This window comes from Hymenobacter sp. H14-R3, assembly GCF_030063445.1.
Taxonomy (GTDB): Bacteria; Bacteroidota; Bacteroidia; order Cytophagales; family Hymenobacteraceae; genus Hymenobacter.
The window spans coordinates 45,971-68,266 of the sequence record NZ_JASITD010000022.1 but is presented as its reverse complement, the minus strand read 5'-3'; the positions used below and the strand labels follow the sequence as shown (position 1 = coordinate 68,266).

At 62.0% G+C, this 22,296-nt stretch carries 17 protein-coding genes; 10 read left to right on the top strand and 7 right to left on the bottom strand.

Features of this window, described 5'->3' with window-relative positions:
* Nucleotides 1-76: 76 nt before the first annotated feature.
* The 9 genes from QMK33_RS17910 (at nucleotide 77) to QMK33_RS17870 (ending at nucleotide 15,385) form a co-directional block, all read left to right on the top strand.
* The gene (locus tag QMK33_RS17910) at nucleotides 77-3,265 is read left to right on the top strand and encodes a SusC/RagA family TonB-linked outer membrane protein (protein WP_283565990.1); all 3,189 of its coding nucleotides are present in this window, start codon (nucleotides 77-79) and stop codon (nucleotides 3,263-3,265) included.
* A gap of 18 nt (nucleotides 3,266-3,283) precedes the next feature.
* On the top strand, nucleotides 3,284-4,981 hold the full coding sequence (locus QMK33_RS17905) for a RagB/SusD family nutrient uptake outer membrane protein (protein ID WP_283565989.1): 1,698 nt from the start codon (nucleotides 3,284-3,286) through the stop codon (nucleotides 4,979-4,981).
* Between the two features lie 94 nt (nucleotides 4,982-5,075).
* Nucleotides 5,076-6,374, top strand: a complete 1,299-nt coding sequence (locus QMK33_RS17900; RefSeq protein ID WP_283565988.1) for a glycoside hydrolase 5 family protein — start codon at nucleotides 5,076-5,078, stop codon at nucleotides 6,372-6,374.
* A gap of 6 nt (nucleotides 6,375-6,380) precedes the next feature.
* Entirely contained in the window at nucleotides 6,381-7,508 is a 1,128-nt protein-coding gene (locus QMK33_RS17895; protein ID WP_283565987.1) for a glycoside hydrolase family 26 protein, read from the top strand.
* 43 nt (nucleotides 7,509-7,551) lie between these two features.
* Nucleotides 7,552-9,384, top strand: coding sequence for a sodium:solute symporter family protein (locus QMK33_RS17890; RefSeq protein WP_283565986.1), 1,833 nt, complete (start codon nucleotides 7,552-7,554; stop codon nucleotides 9,382-9,384).
* Nucleotides 9,385-9,501: 117 nt separating this feature from the next.
* Nucleotides 9,502-10,719 carry a glycoside hydrolase family 130 protein gene (locus QMK33_RS17885; RefSeq protein ID WP_283565985.1) on the top strand — a complete coding sequence of 406 codons (1,218 nt, stop codon included), beginning with the start codon at nucleotides 9,502-9,504 and terminating at the stop codon, nucleotides 10,717-10,719.
* Between the two features lie 11 nt (nucleotides 10,720-10,730).
* Nucleotides 10,731-12,491 carry an arylsulfatase gene (locus tag QMK33_RS17880; protein ID WP_283565984.1) on the top strand — a complete coding sequence of 587 codons (1,761 nt, stop codon included), beginning with the start codon at nucleotides 10,731-10,733 and terminating at the stop codon, nucleotides 12,489-12,491.
* Nucleotides 12,492-12,536: 45 nt separating this feature from the next.
* Complete coding sequence (locus QMK33_RS17875) at nucleotides 12,537-13,715, top strand: AGE family epimerase/isomerase (RefSeq protein ID WP_283565983.1); 1,179 nt, start codon at nucleotides 12,537-12,539, stop codon at nucleotides 13,713-13,715.
* A 125-nt stretch (nucleotides 13,716-13,840) separates the two neighbouring features.
* Nucleotides 13,841-15,385, top strand: coding sequence for a glycoside hydrolase family 28 protein (locus tag QMK33_RS17870; protein ID WP_283565982.1), 1,545 nt, complete (start codon nucleotides 13,841-13,843; stop codon nucleotides 15,383-15,385).
* A 112-nt stretch (nucleotides 15,386-15,497) separates the two neighbouring features.
* On the opposite strand, the gene QMK33_RS17865 is transcribed toward QMK33_RS17870, so the two are convergent.
* Entirely contained in the window at nucleotides 15,498-16,934 is a 1,437-nt protein-coding gene (locus tag QMK33_RS17865) for a DEAD/DEAH box helicase (RefSeq protein ID WP_283565981.1), read from the bottom strand.
* Nucleotides 16,935-17,038: 104 nt separating this feature from the next.
* A complete protein-coding gene (locus QMK33_RS17860; RefSeq protein WP_283565980.1) occupies nucleotides 17,039-17,986 on the bottom strand; it encodes a YihY/virulence factor BrkB family protein in 948 nt (315 codons plus the stop codon).
* A gap of 131 nt (nucleotides 17,987-18,117) precedes the next feature.
* Here QMK33_RS17860 and QMK33_RS17855 point away from each other — a divergent pair, with 131 nt between their 5' ends.
* Nucleotides 18,118-18,675 carry a DUF2062 domain-containing protein gene (locus QMK33_RS17855; protein WP_283565979.1) on the top strand — a complete coding sequence of 186 codons (558 nt, stop codon included), beginning with the start codon at nucleotides 18,118-18,120 and terminating at the stop codon, nucleotides 18,673-18,675.
* Between the two features lie 90 nt (nucleotides 18,676-18,765).
* Here the strand turns inward: QMK33_RS17855 and QMK33_RS17850 are convergent, their stop codons facing one another.
* The 5 genes from QMK33_RS17850 to QMK33_RS17830 form a co-directional block, all read right to left on the bottom strand.
* The gene (locus QMK33_RS17850) at nucleotides 18,766-19,755 is read right to left on the bottom strand and encodes an enhanced serine sensitivity protein SseB C-terminal domain-containing protein (RefSeq protein ID WP_283565978.1); all 990 of its coding nucleotides are present in this window, start codon (nucleotides 19,753-19,755) and stop codon (nucleotides 18,766-18,768) included.
* Nucleotides 19,756-19,865: 110 nt separating this feature from the next.
* Nucleotides 19,866-20,273, bottom strand: coding sequence for a c-type cytochrome (locus tag QMK33_RS17845; RefSeq protein WP_283565977.1), 408 nt, complete (start codon nucleotides 20,271-20,273; stop codon nucleotides 19,866-19,868).
* Nucleotides 20,274-20,324: 51 nt separating this feature from the next.
* Nucleotides 20,325-21,038, bottom strand: a complete 714-nt coding sequence (locus QMK33_RS17840) for an SCO family protein (RefSeq protein ID WP_283565976.1) — start codon at nucleotides 21,036-21,038, stop codon at nucleotides 20,325-20,327.
* A 190-nt stretch (nucleotides 21,039-21,228) separates the two neighbouring features.
* Nucleotides 21,229-21,744, bottom strand: a complete 516-nt coding sequence (locus tag QMK33_RS17835) for a nucleoside 2-deoxyribosyltransferase domain-containing protein (protein WP_283565975.1) — start codon at nucleotides 21,742-21,744, stop codon at nucleotides 21,229-21,231.
* A 21-nt stretch (nucleotides 21,745-21,765) separates the two neighbouring features.
* Nucleotides 21,766-22,221: a hypothetical protein gene (locus tag QMK33_RS17830; RefSeq protein WP_283565974.1), complete on the bottom strand. Its 456-nt coding sequence runs from the start codon at nucleotides 22,219-22,221 to the stop codon at nucleotides 21,766-21,768.
* Between the last annotated feature and the right edge of the window lie 75 nt (nucleotides 22,222-22,296).

The window sequence follows — 22,296 nt, the reverse complement described above, 5'->3', positions numbered from 1 at the left end:
TCAGGATAGTATTATAAAACGCGCAGCCAGTCGAAGACCTTTGTTTCCATTCTATTCCCACCTAAATCAAGTTTGTATGAGAGCTTCGTTACTCACAGTAGTAGCCGTGCCTGCCTTGTTTTGCGCGTCGCTACAAGCGTCGGCGCAGGCCCAGGCCCAGGGCCGGGTAGTGCAGGGCACCGTGCGTGATGGCAAGGGTGAGCCGCTGATTGGCGCCGGTATTCGGGTCAAAAACACCCAGGTTGGTACCACGGCCGACGCCAACGGCCACTTCACCATCACGGTGCCCAAGGGCAGCGATGCCCTGATTGTCAACTTCATCGGGGCCTCGCCGCAGGAAATCACCATTGGCAACCGCGAAACGGTCGACGTGCAACTGACGCCCGATACGCAGAGCCTCAACGACGTAGTGGTAGTGGGCTACGGCTCAGTAAAGAAGAGCGACCTCACCGGCTCGGTGGCCTCTATCAAGCGCGAAGAGCTGCTGCTGGGCACCCCGCTCACGCTCGAAAAAGGCTTGCAGGGCAAGGTATCGGGCGTGCAGGTGACCCAGAACGACGGTGCGCCGGGCGCGGGCATCAGCATGCAGATTCGGGGCGTCAACTCGTTTGGCACCAACTCGCAGCCGCTGTATGTAATCGACGGGGTGCCGTTGCAGGTCAACAACGAGTCTTCTACGCCTTCGGGCGCCGTGAACGGCGGCGACAACTCGGTGCAGAGCACCAACGCCCTCAATTTTTTGCGGCCCACCGACATCGAAAGCATTGAGGTGCTGAAAGATGCCTCAGCCACGGCCATCTACGGCTCGCGCGGGGCCAACGGGGTGGTTATCATCACTACCCGCCACGGTCAGAGCGGCAAAGACCGGGTGGACGTGTCGTTTCGCTCGGGCTTCGACCGCGTCAATAAAAAGATAAAGGTGCTGGATGCGCCCACCTACGCTAACTACCTCAACGAGAAATACGCCAATTACAACAAGTATAATGCCCCCGACTCGGGCGCAGTGATTACGCGCCCCTACATTGGGGCCCTCAACCAGCAAACCGGGCTGCGCTCGCCCGTGCCCGACGACTTTATTGGCCACAGCACCAACTGGCAGGACCAGATTTTCCGGAACGGGCCGGTGAACGAGGCGTCCATCCTTTTTTCGGGCGGCGGCGGCGACAAGGGCAGCTTTGCCATCTCGGCCAACTACGTGAAGCAGTCGGGTATTATCAGCAACTCCAACTTCGAGCAAGGCGGCCTGCGGATTAACCTAACCCGCAACATCAGCAAGTGGCTGACTTTTGAAACCAACACCCAGGCCACGCGCTCGCTCAACAAGCTGGTGAAGTCGGCCACGTCGAACTTCAACGGCGATGCGGGCGTGATTTATTCGGCCCTGCGCTACGCCCCCACGGTGCAGGCGAGCGGCGACTCGGTGAAGCTGGGCGGGGGGCGCGTGCTGGTGCCCGCCGACCAGGTGAACACTACTAACCCGTACTCGTACATCCGCGACGTTAAAAACCAGAACCTCGTAAACTCGGTGTTCTCCTCCAGCTCGTTGATTTTCAACGTGCTGCCCGGCTTGCAGCTGCGCACCCGCGTGGGCCTCAACTACTACAACGCCGACCGCAACGTGTACTACCCGCGCAGCACCTTTGAGGGGGGCGCGCTGATGGGCGCGGCCACGGTGTCGTCGTACAAGCAGTTTACGATTACCTCCGAAAACCTGGCTACCTATACCCGGAAGTTTGGCGATAAGCACGACGTGACGGTGGTAGCGGGCTTTACCTATACCAAGGATACCAACAACAATAACAGCATCAACGCGACGGGCTTTTTGAACGACGTGCTGGAGGACAACAACCTGGCCGCGGCCACTAACCGCCTCGTGGCCTCAGGCCGCAGCCAGACGGCGCTGCTCTCGTACCTGGGCCGCATCAACTACAACTTGCTGGGCCGCTACCTCTTCACCCTCACCGGGCGCGTGGACGGGGCCAGCCAGTTTGCCCCCAGCCACAAGTACGCGCCGTTTGCGGCCGGTGCCTTCGCCTGGCGCGTTATTGAGGAGGAGTTTCTGAAAAACTCCACCGTGTTCAGCGACCTCAAGCTGCGCCTGAGCTACGGGGCCTCGGGCAACCAGGCCATCGGGCCCTACCAGTCGCTGGCCCGCCTCTCGCCTAATAACTACGTGTTCAACGGGGTGCTGGTCAATGGCTTCTACGTGAGCACCTTGCCCAGCCCCAACCTGACCTGGGAAACAACCTACCAGGGCGATATCGGCATTGATGTGGGCGTGCTCAAGGGCCGCGCCAACCTCACGGTGGACATCTACGATAAGCAAACCAAAAACCTACTGCAAGCGCTGCCGCTGCCTCCGAGTTCGGGCTTTGGCACGGGCCAGATAAACGCGGGCCAGGTGCAAAACCGGGGCCTCGAAATCGGCCTCACCGTGCGGGCCATCGACGGCACCGACTTCAAGTGGACGCCCTCGGGCAACATCTCCTTCAACCGCAACAAGATTATCGAGCTGGGGGCCAACAAGGTGCAGGCCTTCTCGCCCCGCATTTCGGCGGGCCCCGAAATTCTGCCCTTTATCCTGCAGGGTGGCCAGTCGCTGGGCCGCATCTACGGCTACGTAGAGAACGGCATTTACCAGAGCGCCGACGATATACAGAACAGCCCAAAGCAATCGGGGGCCCAGCCCGGCGAAATCCGCTACGCTGACCTCAACAACGACGGCATAGTGGACTCCAAAGACCAGACGGTAATTGGCAACGTGAACCCGAAGTACGTGTTTGGGGTCACCAACACCTTCAACTACAAGAACTTCGACCTCACGGTGTTCTTCCAGGGCAGCGTGGGCAACAGCATCCTCAATCTCACCCGCCTCACGTCGGAAAACCTGGGCACGTCGGGCAGCAACAACATCACGCAGTATGCCTACGACAACCGCTGGACGCCCGCTAACCCCGGCGGCACGGTGCGCAAGGCCATCCGCGACGATACGGTGCCCTTCCTGTTCAGCAACCGCTTCGTGGAGGACGGCTCCTACGTGCGCCTCAAAAACGCCACGCTGGGCTACAACTTCGACTTCAAGGACTACGGCATCCGTAGCGTGCGGGTGTACGTGAGCGCCACCAACCTGGTAACCTGGACGCACTACAAGGGCTTCGACCCCGAGGTGAATGCCTACGGCCAAAACCCCGCCCTGCGCGGAGTTGACCTGGGCAACTACCCCACGGCCCGCAATTTCTCGGCTGGCGTAAACGTAGGCTTCTAATCAGTTAACTTCCTTGTTATGAAAAATTTAAACAAAATATTGCTGGGAGCCGGGGCCATGCTGCTGCTAGCCAATACCGGCTGCAAAACAACGCTGGACGAAGTGCCCTACGACTTCTACGCGCCCGAAAACGTGTACAAAACGGCCGAAGACGCCGAGGCTGCCATCGCGGGCGTTTACTCCGACTTCAACTCCTACGATTGGTTTATTAAGCCGTACTGGGAATTTTTGTCGGAAGATGAGGACCATATTTCCGGGGCCGGCTTCGCCCTCAACAACATTGGAGCGGGCAACTTTCTGGGCGACTACAAAACGCCCATTATGTTTCAGGGGCCCTACGCGGTAATTGCCCGTGCCAACACGGTGCTGGAGCGCGTGCCGGCCATCAACATGGACAAAACGCGCCAGAACCGCATCCTGGGCGAGGCGTATTTTCTGCGGGCATTCAGCTACTTTACCCTGGTGCGGCTCTTTGGGCCGGTGCCGCTGCGCACTGCCTCGGTAGCGTCTATCGTGGACACCAACATTCCGCGCGCGCCGGTGGCCGACGTGTACAAGCAGATTATCGCCGACCTGCAGCAGGGCGAAACCCTGATGCCCTACCAGGGCGAGCCGGGCTCGGGCACGCTGGGCCACGTGAACAAAGGGGCCGCACAGGCCCTGCTGGCCAAGGTGTACGCCACCATCGGCTCGGGCTCGCTGAAGGGCGCGCAGGTGACGGTGCAGGGCGGCAAAGACAATGCCTTCACTACCTACGCCAAGGATGTGGTGGCCGGCTACGAAGGCTTCGACAGCAAGCAGTACTACCAGCTGGCCAAGGATGAAGCCGCCAAGCTCATCGCCAGCAACAAGTACGCGCTGTTTCCGAACTACATGGACCTGTGGGTGAAGGCCAACGACAACTCCGTAGAGCACATTTTTATGGAGCAGACGCTGGCCGGCAACAACAACCAGATGAACGAAGTGAATAACTACTTCACGTCGGGCGACCGTGGCGGCCGGGCCTACCTCTGGATGGACCCCAACTTCTACTTCCAGTTTGGCCAGTTCGACGACCGCATTCAGAAGGGCGTGACGCACGTGTGGTTTGAGGCCTACGATAAGTCGCAGCCCAACCTGAAGTACTACCACTACTTCCCGCGCGCCGACTCGGCCAAGTACCGCATCGTGTCCATCAATACCAAGCCGGGCGCTACGCCGGTGAAGGGCGATACCACGCTGGCCAGCTACAGCAACAAGCCCCAGATTCTCAAGTACTACTCGCCCGGCAAGCCCGTGGCACCCTTCAACGACGATGGCAACCGGGCGCCCATCAACTACCCGCTGCTGCGCTACGCCGATGTGCTGCTGACCTACGCCGAGGCCGAAACCGAGCTGAACGGCAACACCCCCGACGCCCGTAAGTACTACCTGCAAGTGCGCCGCCGCGCCAACCAGGCCGTGACCGTGGCCCAAGACCCACTCCTCGACCCCTCCAAGCTCAGCCAATTGCAGCTGCGCAGCGCCATTCTGGCCGAGCGCGCCCAGGAGCTGCACTTCGAGTCGAACCGCCGCTTCGACCTCCAGCGCTGGGGCGTGTACCTCCAGGTAATGAATAAAATCGGGGTTTCGCGCCAGAACATCAACAAGGCCCGCGACCCCCGCACCCTGCTGGTGCCGCTGCCCGTGGCCGAAGTACTGGCCAACCCATCGGTAACGCAAAATGCTGGTTGGTAAGTAGTTATCATATAAATTAATTCCTGGTAAGGCCGTCCCTGTTTGCTGGTTGCAGTAGCAGCCCAGGGGCGGCCTTTAGGCTTAGTCAACTACCATGCGCACAACCTTACCAAACGCCCTGCTCCTGCGAGTTATGCTGGCAGCTTTGCTGGCCTTGGCCGTTACGGCCGCCTTTGCCCAGCCCGCCGGCTTTGTGCGGCGGCAGGGCACGGGCTTCACCCTCAACGGCAAGCCCTACCGCTTCATCGGGGCCAACTACTGGTACGGCGGCCTGCTGGCCACCCAGGGCCCGGCCGGCAAGGCCCGTCTGACCAAGGAGCTGGATTTTCTGAAAAAGCAGGGCGTTACCAACCTGCGCGTAATGGTGGGGGCCGAGGGCCTGAGCAACGGCTACAAGTACCGCGTGCAGCAGCCCCTGCAAACTGCGCCGGGTAAGTTTGACGAGCGCATTGCCGTGGGGCTCGACTACCTGCTGGCCGAGCTGGACAAGCGCCAGATGAAGGCCGTGCTGCACTTTACCAACACCTGGGAGTGGAGCGGCGGCCTCAGCCAGTACCTGGAGTGGAACGGCTACCCCGCTACCCCGATGCCCAAAGACCCGACTTTTGAGTGGAATAAGTTTCAGGAGTACGTGGCGCAGTTTTTTACCTGCGAGCCCTGCAAAGCGCAGGTAGCCACCTATATCCGCTACGTGATAGGCCGCACCAACACCATCACCAAGAAGCCCTATTTGCAGGACCCGGCCATTATGGCCTGGGAAATCATGAACGAGCCCCGGCCCATGACCCTGGCCGCCACCCCGGCCTTCGAAACCTGGATGCAGCAAACGGCCGCCCTCATTAAGTCGCTGGACAAAAACCACTTGGTAACGACTGGCAGCGAGGGCGACGCCGCCTCGGATAGAAAGATAGACGTGTTTGAGCGCGTGCACGCCGACCCCAACATCGACTACCTCACCATCCACATCTGGCCCAAAAACTGGGGCTGGTTCCGCGATACGGCCACGGCCAAGGGCATGCCCGTGGTGATTGCCAAGGCCAGGACCTACGTGGACAACCATGTGGCCGTGGCCCAAAAGCTGGGTAAGCCGCTGGTAATTGAGGAGTTTGGCCTGCCGCGCGACGGGCAGGTGTTCACCCCGGCCTCCAGCACTGCGCTGCGCGACGAGTATTTCGCCGCCATGTTTGGCATGATGAAGGACCACCCCATTATTGCGGGCTACAACTTCTGGGCCTTCGGGGGCACGGCGCGGCCCATATCGGGCCAGGTGTTCTGGAAAGCCGGCGACGCCTACATGGGCGACCCCGGCGGCGAGGAGCAAGGCCTGAACTCGGTGTTTGATGCCGATAAATCGACCTGGGCCGTGATTGGCAAGTACCTCAAGACCATTTAGTAAGCTATGAATACGCGTTACTTCACGCTGGGCCTGGCCCTGGCCGCCGCCCTGCTGGCGGGCCGCGCCCACGCCCAGGCGGCCCCCGCCGACCCCGCCGCCACCCCCGAAACCAAGCGCCTGCTTAGCAACCTCTACAAGCTGCGGGAAAAGGGCGTCATGTTTGGCCACCAGGATGACCTGGCCTACGGCCTCACGCCCGAGGGCCAGCGCTGGATAGGGGAGCCCGGCCGCTCCGACGTGAAAAGCGTGGCCGGCTCGTACCCCGCCGTGTTTGGCTGGGAGCTGGGCCACGTGGAGCTCGACAGCGCCCGCAGCCTCGACGCGGTGCCGTTTGCCAAAATCCGCGAGTACATCAAGCAGGTGCACGCGCAGGGCGGCGTCAACACCATCAGCTGGCACCTCGACAACCCGCACAACGGCAAAAGCGCCTGGGATACTGCCCGCACCGTGCAGTACATTTTGCCCGGCGGCCCCGACCACGCCAAGTACGTGACGTACCTCGACCGGCTGGGCAACTTCCTGGGTACGCTCAAGGGCGCGAAGGGGGAGGCCATTCCGGTTATTTTCCGGCCCTTTCACGAGCACACCGGCTCGTGGTTCTGGTGGGGCGAGAAGAACTGCACTGCCGCCGAGTACAAGCAGCTCTACGAGTTCACTATCAACTACCTGCGCAATACCAAGAAGCTGCACAACCTGCTCATCGGCTACTCGCCCTCCGATGTCGAAACCCCGGCCCACTACCTGGCGCGCTACCCCGGCGATGGCTACGTGGACGTGCTGGGCTTCGATGCCTACTACTCGGGCGATGGCTCGGCCTACAAAAAGACAATGGCCACCAACCTGCCTATTCTGGCGCAGGTGGCCCGCGAGCACCGCAAGCTGCCCGCCCTCACCGAAACCGGCTTCGAGCGCCTGCCTACCGCCGACTGGTGGACCAAAACGCTGCTGCCCATCATTGCGGACTACAAGCTGAGCTACGTGCTGGTGTGGCGCAACGGCCGCCCCGACCACTACTACGCGCCCTACCCCGGCCAGACCAGCGCCGCCGATTTCAAGGCCTTCACCCAGGACAAGCGCGTGCTGCTGGAAAAGCAGGTAGCGCCGCTGAAAATCTATTCTAAGAATTTGTAAGTAGCCGTGCTGGCGCCGCGCTGCCAGCACGCCCCACTCCCGCATGAAGCTTCACCCCATAGACTTTCTCATCATTGCCACCTACCTGCTGGCAACGGTGTGCATTGGCCTGTACTACCGCAAAAAATCGAGCCAGGACAAGGACAGCTACATGCTGGGCGGCCGCACGCTGCCCTGGTACAAGCTGGGCCTGAGCGACGCTTCGGACATGTTCGACATCAGCGGCACCATGTGGATGGTGAGCCTCTGCTTCGTGTACGGCATGAAAAGCATCTGGATTCCCTGGCTCTGGCCGGTGTTCAACCAGGTGTTTCTGATGATGTACCTCTCGCGCTGGCTGCGGCGCTCGGGGGCCAGCACCGGGGCCGAGTGGCTGGCCACGCGCTTCGGCACCAAGGGACCGGGCGTGTGGGCCTCGCACCAGGTCGTTATCGCTTTCGCGCTGCTGAGCTGCCTGGGCTTTCTGGCCTACGGGTTCGTGGGCTTGGGCAAGTTTATCGAGATATTCATTCCCTGGAACAACATAAGCGGCTACATTCCTTTCCATGTGGCCCCGCAGTACGTGGCGCACGTGTACGGCATCACCTTCACGCTCTTCGCCATGTTCTACTCCATCATCGGGGGCATGCACAGCATCGTGCTGGGTGATATCATCAAGTACTGCATTATGACGGTGGCCTGCTTTGCCATTGCCATCATTGCGTATATAAAGCTGCAAGGCAATGAGTTGGCGGTGCCGCAGGATTGGTTCAACCCCTTCTTTGGTTGGCGCCTGGGGCTCGACTGGTCGAAGCTCATCCCGGAGGTAAACAGCAAGATTTCCAGCGATGGCTACTCGCTGTTCGGCATTTTCTTCATGATGATGGCCTTTAAGGGCGTCTTCGCCTCGCTGGCCGGCCCCGCGCCGAACTACGACATGCAGAAAATCCTGAGTACCCGCTCGCCCGAGGAGGCCAGCAAGATGAGCGGCTTCGTTTCGATTGTGCTGCTGCCCATCCGGTACGCACTCATCATCGGCCTCACCGTGCTGGGCCTGCTCTACTACCACCAGATGGACTTGCGCACGGCCACCGGCACCATCGACTTCGAGCGCATTCTGCCCGCTACCATCAACAATTTCCTGCCCGCCGGCCTGGTCGGGCTGGTGCTTACCGGCCTGCTGGGCGCCTTCATGGGCACCTTCAGCGGCACCGTAAACGCGGCGCAGGCCTACGTGGTCAACGACATCTACCTGAAGTATGTGAACCCACAGGCCAGCACCAGCCGCATCATTTCCATGAACTACGTGGTGGGGGTGCTGGTAGTGGCCGTGGGCGTGCTGCTGGGCTTCCTGGCCAAGGACGTAAATACGGTGCTACAATTCATCGTATCAGCACTTTATGGGGGCTACATTGCCTCCAACGTGCTCAAGTGGCATTGGTGGCGCTTCAACGCCACGGGCTTTTTTGTGGGCATGACCGCGGGTATCGTGTCGGCGGCCTTTTTCGGCTTCTTCATTGATGCGCCTAACCTGCTCTATTGGTTTCCGCTGCTATTCGGCATTTCGCTGGCGGGCTCTATCATCGGCACCTATATGTCGCCGCCCACCGAGCCGGCGGTGCTGCACAATTTCTACCGCACGGTGCGGCCCTGGGGTATCTGGGGCCCGGTGCTGGCCGAGGTGCAGGCGCAGGACCCCACCTTTCAGCCCAACCGCAACTTTAAGCGCAACGCATTCAATATCGTGCTGGGCATCATCGCGCAGCTTTGCCTCACCATCCTGCCCATGTACGTGATGTTGAGCAAGCACGTGCCGCTGGCCGTGGTAGTCGTCGTGCTGGTTATCGTGATTAGCATCCTCAAGAAAACCTGGTGGAACCGCCTGAGTGATGACTAGCCATCGGGCTACTGGCTAGTAGCTGCTAGCTGTTGGCTTTCTTTTGAGAGTGCTTTACTATTCCTTACTTATAAAAAAAGCTCTTAGCCATCAGCTAACAGCCAAAAGCTAAAACACATGTCCTCCGTGTTCAACCACCGCCTGCACCTGCTGCAAACCAAGTACGACCAGCTGCTTCACCTATCCAACGAGAAAGAGGAGGTTGGCAACGGCATTTTTGACCGCTATGCGCGCCCCGTGCTCACGGCCGCCCACGCCCCACTGGCCTGGAAATACGACTTCAACCCCGCTACCAACCCCTTCCTGATGGAGCGCATCGGCATCAATGCCACGCTCAACGCCGGGGCCATCAAGTGGCAGGGCAAGTATGCGCTGGTAGTGCGCGTGGAGGGCAACGACCGCAAGTCGTTCTTCGCGGTAGCCGAAAGCGCCAACGGCATCGACGGCTTCCAGTTTCACGAGCGCCCCATCACGCTGCCCGAAACCGCCGACCCCGATACCAACGTGTACGATATGCGCCTGGTGGCCCACGAAGACGGCTGGGTTTACGGCCTGTTCTGCACCGAGCGCCGCGACCCCGCCGCTTCCGACGCCGACCAGTCGGCCGCGCTGGCCAAGTGCGGCATTGCCCGCACCAAGGACCTCGTAACCTGGGAGCGTCTCGCCGACCTCACCACCGGCTCGGCCCAGCAGCGCAACGTGGTGCTGCACCCCGAGTTTGTGGATGGCCAGTATGCGTTCTACACCCGCCCGCAGGACGGCTTCATCGACGCCGGCAAGGGCGGCGGCATTGGCTTTGGCCTCTCCAAAACCATCGAGAATGCCACGGTGATGCAGGAGGTTATTGTGGACAAGAAGCAGTACCACACCATTTCGGAGCTGAAAAACGGCCTCGGCCCGGCGCCCCTCAAAACCCCGCTGGGCTGGCTGCACCTGGCCCACGGCGTGCGCAACACCGCCGCCGGCCTGCGCTACGTGCTGTATATGTTCATGACCGACCTGCACGACCTCACCAAAATAATCCACAAGCCGGCCGGCTATTTCCTGGCCCCGGAAGGGGAGGAGCGCGTGGGCGACGTGTCGAACGTGGCCTTCGGCAACGGCTGGATTGCCGACCCCGACGGCCGGGTGTTCGTCTACTACGCCTCCTCGGATACGCGCATGCACGTAGCCACCTCCACCATCGAGCAACTACTTGATTACGTGGTGAATACCCCGGAAGACGGGTTGCGCTCGGCCGCGTCGGTGCAGGCAATTAACACGCTCATTGACAGCAATTTAGCCGTGCCTGCCCCCACGGTAAGCGAGCGGGTGGCTAACGGGGTGGCGCGTTAACCAAAAAAACGATGCGCCGCCCCTCCGTTATCCTTGCGCTGCTGCTAGCGGCCGGCCTGGCCGGGGCTAGTGGGTGCAACCGGCCGCCGGCCCGGCCCAACGTTGTGCTGATTCTCACCGATGATCAGGGCTGGGGCGACCTGAGCGCCAATAAAAACCCGTGGGTGACGACGCCCAACATCGACCGGCTGGCCCAGCAGGGTACGAGCTTCGAGCATTTCTACGTGAGCCCGCTGTGCGCGCCCACGCGGGCCAGCCTGCTCACCGGGCGCTACCACCTGAGCACGGGCGTGGTGTCGGTGTCGAAGGGCCTGGAAACGATGGCCAGCGACGAAACCACGCTGGCCGAACTGTTTCGGGCCAACGGCTACCAAACCGGCATGTTTGGCAAGTGGCACAGCGGGCAGCACTACCCCAACCGGCCCAACGACCAGGGCTTCAGTGAGTTCCTGGGCTTTTGCGCGGGGCACTGGTCCAACTACTTCGATACGAAGCTGGACCACAACGGCCAGCCGGTGCCAACCGCCGGCTACATCTCGGACGTGCTGACCGACGCGGCGCTCAAGTTCATCGCGGCGAACCAAGCCAAGCCCTTCTTTTGCTACATCCCGTACAACGCGCCCCACAGCCCGTTTCAGGTGCCCGATGCCTACTTCAACAAGTACAAAGCCAAGGGCCTGAGCAATGAGCTGGCCTGCGTGTACGGCATGGTCAGCAACCTCGACGACAACGTGGGCCGGGTGCTGGCTTTTCTGAAAGAGCGGAACCTGGAGGAGAATACCATCGTCATTTTCATGACTGATAACGGCCCCAACGGTACCCGCTACAACGGCGACATGCGGGGCATTAAGGGGAGTGTGCACGAGGGCGGCATGCGGGTGCCGTTCTTCATTCGGTGGCCCACCAAAATTCCTGCCCGCACCGTGCTGCCCCTGCCCGCGGCCCACATCGACGTGTATCCGACCCTGGCCGGCCTGTGCGCCCTGCAACCCGTGGGCACCAAAAAGCTCGATGGTATCAGCCTGGCGCCCTACCTGCTAGCCGGCAACGCCACGGCGGCCCCCGACCGCAAAATCTTCACGCACGTCAACTTTATGGAGGTGCCGGCCACGCTCAATGCGGGTGGGTTTCGCAGCAACCAGTACCGGTTTGTGTATGAGCACAACGCGCCGCAGCTCTACGATGTGGACCAGGACCCCGGCGAGAAAAACGACCTCGCGGCGCAAAACCCGGCCCTGACCCAGCAGTTTTTGCGCGCATACCAAGCCTGGTTTACGCAGTCCATCAGCGGCATCTCGTACGAGCGGCCCATCGTGCTGTCAGAAAGGGGCGTGGTGCTGCCCGTGTACGAGGCCAACGTTTCGGCCGGCATCAAGCTCAAGGAGGGCCACGGCTGGGCCCACGACTGGGCCGAGCAGTGGCCCAGCACCCGCGACAGCCTCACCTGGAACATCGACTGCCAGACGCCAGGTACCTACACCGTAGCCCTGGATTATCTATGCACGGCCAAAAACGTGGGTTCGGTGCTCAGCTGCCGCGTGGGCCAGGTCGAGCACAGCGTCACCATCAGCCGGCCCTTCCAGGCCGCGCAGCTGCCGAGCCCCGACCGGGTACCCCGCAAGGAAGCGTATGAGATGGCCGCCTGGGGTCAACTGGTCGTCGGCACGTTCCGGGTGCCGGCCGGCAAAACCAGTATTTGCCTCAAAGCCCTGAAAATAACCGGCGCTACGGCGGCCGAAATCAACGGGTTGCAGCTGAGTTTTGATAAGTGATAACTAATTGATGGATAGTATATTAACTATTAATCTCCCCTTCCTATGAACTTAGCCGATTCCTTCCAGCAGGAGCTTGACCGCATTCTGGCCTACTGGCGCACCTACGCGCCCGACGAAGCTGAGGGTGGCTTCTTCGGCAAGATTGACAACGACAACCACGTCACGGCCACCGCGCCGAAGGGGGCGGTGCTGCACGCCCGCATTTTGTGGACGTTTGCGGCGGCCTGCAACCACCAGGCCAGCCCCGAAAACCTGGCCGTGGCCCGCCGGGCCTACGAGTATATTACGGCGCACTTTCTGGACGAGGAGCACGGCGGCGTGTACTGGTCGGTGGACTACCAGGGCCAGCCGCTCGATACCAAAAAGCAGATTTACGCGCTCGCCTTCACCATCTACGGCCTAGCCGAGTACCACCGCGCCAGCGGCGACAAAGCGGCCCTGGCGCACGCGCAAGCGCTGTTTCAGGCCATCGAAGCCCACAGCTTTGACCCCGCCGAGGGCGGCTACCTCGAAGCCTTTGCCCGCGACTGGCAGCCCCTCGGCGACCTGCGCCTGAGCGCCAAGGATGCCAACGAGAAGAAGACCATGAACACGCACCTCCACGTGCTGGAGGCGTACGCCAACCTCTACCGCGAGTGGCCCGACGCGGACCTGCGCCGGCAAATAAAGGCCCTGCTGCTCGACTTCACCGACCACATCATCGACCCCAAAACTGGCCACCTCGTCCTGTTTTTGGATGAGTACTGGCGGCCCCGGCCCGATGCCATTTCCTACGGCCACGATGTAGAGGCGGCCTGGCTGCTGCTCGAAGCTGCCGAGGTGCTGCACGAGCCCGGCCTCATCGCCCACTTCCAGAAAACCGCTGTGCAGCTGGCCCGCGCCGCCGCCGAGGGCCTGGCCCCCGATGGTGGCCTGGGCTACGAGCTGCACCCCGACGGCCACCTCGACGCCGACCGCCACTGGTGGGTGCAGGCCGAAGCCGTAGTGGGGTTCTACAATGCCTACCAGGTGAGCGGCGACGCGCAGTTTCGGGCGATGGCCGAGGGCGCGTGGCGCTTCACGCAGCAGCACATTCTGGACCAGCAAAACGGCGAGTGGTTCTGGGGCGTGCACGCCGACAACTCGCTGATGGCTGGCGAAGACAAGGCCGGCTTCTGGAAGTGCCCCTACCACAACGGCCGCGCCTGCCTCGAAATGCTGCGCCGCCTCCACAAGCAGTAGCGCGAAGTTTCCACTTCGTGCGCGAGCGCAGCGAGCAGGCGGGACCACGCGGCCCAAACGACCATGCTCGCTGCGCCTACGCACGGAGTAGAAACTTCGCGCTAAGCTACCCTGTCACCTTCGCTATGCTCAAGCTCTTTTTTCTTCTTAGTGCGCTGGTACTCAGTGCCAGTGCCGCGCTGGCCCAAACCTATTCGGTGCGCGCCTACGGCGCGGTAGCCGATGGCCGCACCGTGGCCACCGCCGCCATCCAAAAGGCCGTGGATGCCTGTACCAAGGCCGGCGGCGGCACGGTGGAGGTACCGGCCGGCACCTACCTCATCGGCACGGTATTTCTGAAAAGCAACGTGACCCTGCACCTCGACAATGGCGCGGTGCTCAAGGGCAGCCCCAATCTGACTGATTACCACGCCTATACGCTACCGCAGTACGGGCAGAACTACTACGGTATGCTGTTCACCGAAAACGCGGAGAACGTGGCCATTACCGGCGAGGGCACCGTGGATGGCAACAACCAGGCGTTCTACGACTTCACCCAGGCCAAGACTATCGACAGCGTGACGACGCGCTACACGCGCCAGAAAAACAACTACCGCCACGTGGCCAGCGGCATCGGCGACGGCCCGGTAGTGCCCAAGGACCGGCCCCGCCAAATGGTGGTGTTCTCGGTGTGTAAGAACGTGACGGTCAGCAACGTGTCGCTGATTAACTCGCCGTTCTGGACGCTGCACTTTGCCGACTGCAATGACGTGCGCCTCACGGGCATCCGACTCTATTCGGGCTTGTTGGTACCCAATGCCGATGGTGTGGATTTTACCAGCTGTAGCAACGTAACGGTGAGCGACTGCGACATTCAGGCCGGCGACGATGCGCTGGTGGTGGTGGGCTACGACCACCATTTTGAGATTCCGGGCTACCGTAACCTGCGCCACGTATCGGAAAACTTCGTGATTACGAACTGCAACCTGCAATCGGCCAGCAGTGGCATCCGCATCGGTTTCCTCGACCAGAATACCGTGCGCAACGTGACGGTGAGCAATTGCAACATCACCAACTCGACGCGCGGCATCAACATCTCGCTACGCGACGAAGGTTCGCTCGAGAACCTGACTTTTGATAACATTCGCATCGAAACCAAGCTGCGCACCGGCGACTGGTGGGGCAACGGCGAGCCGATTCACATCTCCGCCATTCGCGGCAACGCCGATAAAAGCGTGAAAATGGGCCGCATCAAAAACGTGCGCTTCAACAACATCACCTGCCGGGGCGAGAACGGCATCCTGCTCTACGGTACCGCCGAAAGCCCGCTCGAAGACGTGGAGTTTCACAACCTCACCTTCGACTTCACCGACAGTCCCCTCAACGGCGTGGCCGGCGGCAATGTGGACCTGCGCGGCAACCTCGACCCCAAATTTGGCCTCTTCGCCCGCGATATCCCCGGCCTGCTGGCCGAGCACATCAACGGCCTCACGGTAGATAACTTCAAGCTGAACTGGGTCGGTACGAAAGCCTCGTTTTTATCCAATGGCCTCGAAGTCAATCACTTCACCAATCTGCGCATCCGCGACTTCCAGGGTGCCGGCGCGCCCGGCAATGCCAAAGCCCAGCCAATCCTGTTGCACGACGGCACCGGAGCAGTAGTGGATGGCAAGGTGAGAAAGGCGAAGTAGCGCGAAGTTTCCACTTTCGTGCGCGAGCGCAGCGAGCAACTCGCGTTAGCGCCGGCCACACCGCCCGGTGCTGCCTGCTCGCTGCGCTCGCGCACGAAGTGGAAACTTCGCGCTACGCTACTTCCGTCACTCTTACTTTCACGCCCTTTACCTTCGCGCCGTTCAGCTTTTCGAGGATTTCGGCGGCCTGCTTGCGGGGCACGGCTACGTAGGAGTAGAAGTCGAATACCTCGATGCGGCCCACCGTGTGGCGCTCCAGGCCGCCCACGTTCACGAACGCGCCGACCAGGTCGTGGGCACTCACTTTGTGCTTCTTGCCGGCCGTAACGTGCAGGGTGATGGTTTCGGGGCGGGGCAGCTTATTGGCGGCGTTGGACGGGGGCATGGCCGGGGGCACCAGGCGCTTCCACTGGGCACTTTGGGCTGAGGGCCAGGCCTGCACGCGAGCCTGCTCGGGTGGGGTGGCCAGCAGGTGGGCGGTACCGGCTACGCCGGCCCGCGCCGTGCGGCCAGCGCGGTGCTGAAAGGTTTCGGCATCGTGCGGCAGGTCGTACTGAATCACCGTGTCGAGGGCCGGCACGTCGAGGCCGCGGGCGGCTACGTCGGTGGCTACCAGGGCCTGGGCCGAGTTATTGCGCAGCTTCATGAGGGCTTTGTCGCGCTCGGGCTGGGGCAGCTTGCCGTGCAGCACTTCGGCCGCCACGCCGCGGCCGCGCAGAAACTGGGCCAGCTCTTCCACCTTGTCGCGGGTGTTGGCAAAGATGAGCGTCTGGCCGGTTTCGGGCTGTTGCAGCAGGTGGTAGAGGGCGGCGGGCTTGTCCTCCACGGCGTTGAGCACGTGGCCGCGCAGGGTGAGCGAGGCGGGCAGGGCCGCGCCGGTTATCTCGCCGTTAATGCCGCCGGCGGCCGTTAGCATGCGGGGGCGGGTGAGGTAGTCGCGCACCAGGGCCATCACCTTGTCGGGCATGGTCGCCGAGAACAAGAGCGTCTGGCGGCGGCGCGGCAGGCGGCTGATAATGGTAGCCATCTCCTCCTGAAACTTCAGGTCAAGCAGCTTGTCAGCCTCATCCAATACCAACACTTTCAATTGGTTAGGAATAATGTTGCGCTTCTCCAGGTGGTCGAGCAGGCGGCCGGGGGTGGCCACTACCACGTGGGGCGTTTGCTGCAAGGTCTGCACCTCGTCGCGCATGGCGTGGCCGCCGTAGAGGGCCGCTACGCGCAGGCCGGGGGCGGCCATGTGCTTGCCCAGGCTCTTGAGGGCGTCGCGCACTTGCAGGGCCAGCTCGCGGGCGGGCACCAGCACAATGGCCTGCACGGCCTTGGCACTGGGGTCAACCTGGGCCAGGATGGCCAGGCCGTAGGCAGCCGTCTTGCCCGAGCCGGTAGGGGCCCGCCCGGCCACGTCCTGCCCATCCAGGGCTGGCTGCAACACGAGGGCCTGCACGGGCGTAGGATGGGCAAAGTTTAATTCGGCCAGGCCTTGCAGCAGTTCGGGCGAAAGGTTGAAATCAGAAAAAGAGGCCGGAGCGGCGGGGTCAGCTTGCATCCGGCAAAGGTACGGCTTAGGGGAATGGGTAATGGCAGTGGGTAATTGGTAATGGGGTAATGGGGTAATGGATAAGAGAACGTCATTACCCACTGCCCCACTGCTCACTCCTCCACATTCACCAGCCGGTAGCGCACGGCGGTTTTCTTGGGCTTAATATCGAGCCCCACATGGTGCGCGTAGACCTTGGTGAAGGCCGCGCCGAAGTAGAAAATCATGGCCGAGTAGAACACGAACAGAAGCACCAGCACCGAGCTGGCCGCCGGCCCGTAGATGGGTCCCAGGTCGCGGCTCACCAGCAGCTGGCTCAGCACGCGCTCGCCCAGCTCGATGAGTATCGCCGTGAGCAGCGCCCCGCGCCGCACGGCCCGCCAGGGCACTTTGGCCGAGCTGAGGGTGCGAAATACGAAGCCGCACCACACCGCCAGAATGAGCAGGCTCACCACCAAGTTGAGCACCCACACGGCGTAGAACGCAAAAATGACGTCGAAGCCGGACGCAAAATTGGCAAACAGCGACAGCACCGCGTCGGCCGAGAAGGCCAGCACCGAGAGCGCCGCCGTGGCTAGCAGCACGCCTGCCGAGCGCAGCCGCTCGCGCGCCGCCACCGATACGGAGCTGAGTTGCCGCCGCGGCCGCACGTGCCACAACTGGTTGAGCGAATGCTGAATAACCGTAAAAAGCGTGGTGGCAATAAACACCAGGAACGCGAAGCCCAGCCACGTGATGAGGCGGTTGCTGGCGGCGTGGCCCACGTTGTGCACCGTTTGGGCTACCAGGCCGGTGGCCGTACTGCCAATAACCTCGCCCAGCTTGGTGAGCAGCATCATGCGCGCGCCCCGCGCCGAGTACACCGAGCCCAGCAGTTGCACCAGAATGATGAGAATGGGCGGCAGGGCAAACGACGTAAAAAACGCCGTAGCCGCGCCCAGCCGCAGCGGGTCGTTGGCGGCCAACTCGCGGGCGGCGCGGCGCAGCAGTAGCCACAGCTCGACCCACCAGAGCAGGCGGTGCGGGGGCGGGGAAGCAGGAGAGGTAGAAGCCTTGGCCATAAGAAACTTAACGCCCCGCCAACAACATTTTGGGCCAGAGTAGGTAAAAAGAGCGGCCGCGTGGCGGGCGTCGTCACCAGCCAGGTGGCCGGGCGCGCTACTAAACAGGTTATTTCGCCGGCTAGTTACGCATGACCACAACTTCCACCTCCGCCACCGGGGTGCGGGCCGCGCCCGGAGCCCCGCCCCGCACCTGGATTCAGCGCCGGTTGACAGACCCGTTTCTGAGTTTGCTCAAGGCGGGCCTCTCCCCCGGCAGCCTGGCCCTCACGGCCGGCCTGGGGGTGGCGTTTGGGCTGGCGCCCACCTTCGGCGTTACCACGCTCATCAGCACGGCGGTGGCGCTACGCCTCAAGCTCAACGTAGCGGCCATGCAGCTGGTGTGCCACGTGCTGAGCCCACTGCAAATACTGCTGTTTCTGCCGCTTTTGCGTTGGGGTGCCACCTTGCTGGGCCATGGCCGCGAAGTAGCCCACCTCAACCTCGGCCAGATTAAGACGATGGTAAAAGCCGATGGCTGGGGCCAGGTGCTGCACTTGCTGTGGCGCGCCGAGCTGGGAGCGCTCCTCATTTGGGGCGTGGCCGCCGTGCCGGTAGTGTTCGTGCTATACGTGAGCCTGCGGCCGATTTTCAGGCGGTTCATTACGCGCCACGAAGAAGCCGAGGCCGCTGAAGCGAAAACATCTTAATCAATTGAAAATAAGCTACTTAATAAAAAGAGCGGCCCGCGTATTACGCGGGCCGCTCTTTTTATTAAGTAGCTGATACTAAGTCCTCAGCTAGGATTTGTAAACCGGCTGCACCTCGGGCTGCTGGAAGTAGGGGTTTACGCCTTCTTCCGACGTCAGGTCAAGCAGCATGAGGTCAACGTGCTGGAAATCGCCGGTGCGGCCTTCCAGCGCGGGGCCGAGCTGCTGCATAAACTCGGGGTCGTGGCTGATGGTATCGAAGCCCAGCAGCAGGCGCGGGGGCTGGCTATCGTCGCCGGCCAGCTGCATCTGCGCCACGTAAATGGACAGGATATCGGCATTGCTCGCGCCGAACTCGGCCAGCGACTCGGCCAGGCCCTCGGGCAGCTCGGGGGCGTTGAGCACCACTTGGGCATCGGAGGGCAGGCCGTTGCTCTGCGAGAGCTGGCCCGCGAGCAGCGCCTGAATCTCGGCCGCTGGCAGCAATTTGCCCGCCACCGAGAAGGGGTTCAGCACGCAGTCCTGGCCCTGGGTCATGGCAAAAAATGCCTGGCCCGGAATGGGTACCCAGCTCACGGTACCGGCATCCATGCCGCCATCGCTGAGGCGCGCTTCCGAGGAGAAAATGGGCAGGCGGCCATCCTGCAACACTTGCAGCTGAATTTGGGCACCTTCGGCCAGTTGCACTTCACCGGGGGCAATGTCCTCGGCGGGCGCCAGCACCATCAGAATGTTCTCCTGCAACAGCGCCTGGTAGAAGGCGGGGCGGGCGTTCTCATCCACCGGGGCCAGCAGCAGTAGGTGCTCCAGAATGTTCTGGGGCTCGTAGGGAAACTCGGCCTCGGTCGGCATACCCAGCGGCTCGGGCATGGGCGGAATACCAACCATAGGCGGCGCGCTGGGCGTGGGCGGGGCCACGTGGGCCGAGCCCTGGTAGCGGGGGCCTTTGGGCGCGGCCGCGGCCGCAGGGGCGGCGGGCTGGGCCGCGTCGGCGGCCGGGGTGGTGCCCGGCTGGGCCGGTGCCGAAGGGGTGGCCGGGGCCGACTCAGGTTTGTTTTTTAGAAAGTCGAAGAGACCCATGGAATTGGTAATGGTTAAGGGTTAATGCTTGATGCGTAATGGGCTGAGGAGTGGTTAAGTGCTCCCCAGGCATTAATCAGCAACCATTCAGCAGTAAAAGCAAAGGTAGCCTAACGCTCGCCACAGGCGCGCAAATCGGCCTCGGTGCCGGCAATGGTGCGGGCACCCGCCGGGCCGGGGTGGTTGCCCCAGTGGCTCTCGATAAAGTTGAGCAGGTTGGTAACCTGGGCCGGCGACAGCTGCCGGTGCGTGGCCGTGTCCTGCACGCCCAGCATCAACTGGTTGTAGCTCACGCCGTTTACCACAATCGGCCCCTTCAGGCCCACGCGCACAATGCAGGCCAGCTGGCCGGGGTGCTGGGCCAGATAATCGGAGCCCGCCAGCGGCGGCACCAGCTGCCCAATGCCTTCGCCCTGCCCGCCGTGGCAGCTGGCGCAGTGCAGCCCATAGAGGCGCTCGCCCTGGTTCTGCTTGTTGGTGAAGCAGCCCGTGAGCGACAGCAACACCAACAGCAGCAAGGAGTTACTAAGTAGGCCAGAAAAATTGAGTTTGAGGGCCGCCATCAGTGGTTAGCGTTGCGCCGTGGCCTGGCGGGTTTTTACCTCGGCCAGCAGCTTGGGCAGCTGGCGCAGCAGCTTGGCGGTTTCCTGGGGGTTGAGGCCGTCGTAGAGGCCGCGCACGTGGCCCTGGTCGTCAACGAGGGCAAAGGTGCCGCTGTGGGCAATGCCGCCGGGGGCTTTGGCATCGGGCATAGCCCCGGTGAAGTAGGCCTTGGCCAGGGCGTAGGCCGAGTCGCGGCTGGCCCGCACAAAGCGCCAGTTGCTGCCGGGCGTGTTCACGCCCAGGCGGCGGGCGTAGTCGCGCAGCACGGGTAGGCTATCGTGCTCGGGGTCAATGGTATGCGAAATAAACACCACGTTGGGGTTGGCCGCGTACTGCTTGTACACCTTCAGCATCTCGCTCTGCATTTTGGGGCAGATGCCGGGGCAGGTGGCAAAGAAAAAATCGGTGATGTAGACCTTGTGGGCCAGGCTCTGGTTGGTAACCAGGTGGCCATCCTGGTCGTGCAGGCGAAAGGCGGGCACCGTGGGGTACACCGCAGTAGTGTCGCCAGCGGGCCCCACCTGCTGCTCGGCGTCGCCGAGGTAGGGGAGGGTGGCGGAAGCAGTATCGGGCGCGGCATCCATGTGAATGGCCAGCGCGCCCGTGTCGGAGTCGGGGGCCGCCTGGTTGCAGCTGGCCAGAGCCAGCAGTGCCACGGCGGGCAAATATTTCAACAACATAACAATACAGAATAGAAGGCAACAACGCAGCCCGGCCCGCGGCCCGGCTCAGGATATAAACAGCCGTAGGCCACCAGTCGTTCGCGGCCGGCCGGGTTAGTAATCAGTAACCAATCAGAGTAGAAGCGCCCACCACTCAACGTAAAAACCATTTCTGCTCAATCTTTACGCCTTATTTTTAGGAGCCGTATTACCCCTTCAGGATTTGATTAGCCAAGTAGCTGGCCGCCAACGAGAGTGTGTTGAATTGGAGAATGCCGTAGCGATTACACACCACGTCCACGTTACCCTTGCGCCAGAACCCCTCCGGGCAAACTACCAGGAGTTTACCCGATTTGGCTTGTAAGCCGAGTTCCAGGAGGCTGATTGGGGATTGCGTACCGGGTTCCAGATACATGATGATATGCGTGGCCTTGTCTAGTGCATCGAGCTCCCAGTTAACCTGTTGGTAGAACTGGGGCTCAGCAAACCCCTGTTTCCATTCGCTATCCCAATCTTTGCGGCGCGGGTTATAAAAACTGTAGCTGGCAAGCCTGTGTAAGTAGGGGGGAGACGTACGCTCCCGGATGAATTCGCTGACTTCGAAGGTAAAATTGGCCTGCCATTCGGTGGCTTTGCCCATTTCAATACTTCCAGCAAGAAATACGCGGTGTTGTTTGAGGAAGCTGGGGGTAATGGAAGCTGGGGGGAAGAAAGTATCGCTCATGCTAGTATGCCCGGTGGTAGGTTATTTGGGCTGCGGGGCGGCGGGCGCGGCGGCCGGGGTGGCGCGGCGCAGGGTGGCGTTGCCCGAGTCGAGGGCCGCCGTAATCTGCTGCGCTACGGCCAGGAGCTGGGTTTGCTGGTCTTGCAGGTAGGTGAGGCGCTGGGGGGCGGGCGCGGTGCTATCGGGCGGCTGGTAGGCGTGCATCCAGGTCATCATGGCCTGGGAGGCGGTTTGCATCTTGGCCAGCACGGGGGCGTTGGCGGGTACCTTGGCGGCGGTAAGCTGGGCTTTGAGCTCGAAGAGCTGCTCGGTTTGGCCCATCAGGCTATCGTGGCGGGCCATGAGCGTGTTTTCGAGCGCGCGGGCCTGCACGGCGGGCGTGGCAGCCTCGGTGGTAGCCTTGGTGCCGCAGCCCGGCAGGCTCAGGCTCAGCAATCCAAACGCCGCACCCAGCGGCAAAAGCAGCAGTTTTCTCATGCCCTAAAGGTACGGCCGCCCCCGAAGATGCCAGCGGTTTTCGCGCGCTTTGCCAACCGCTGCACCCTCTGCGGG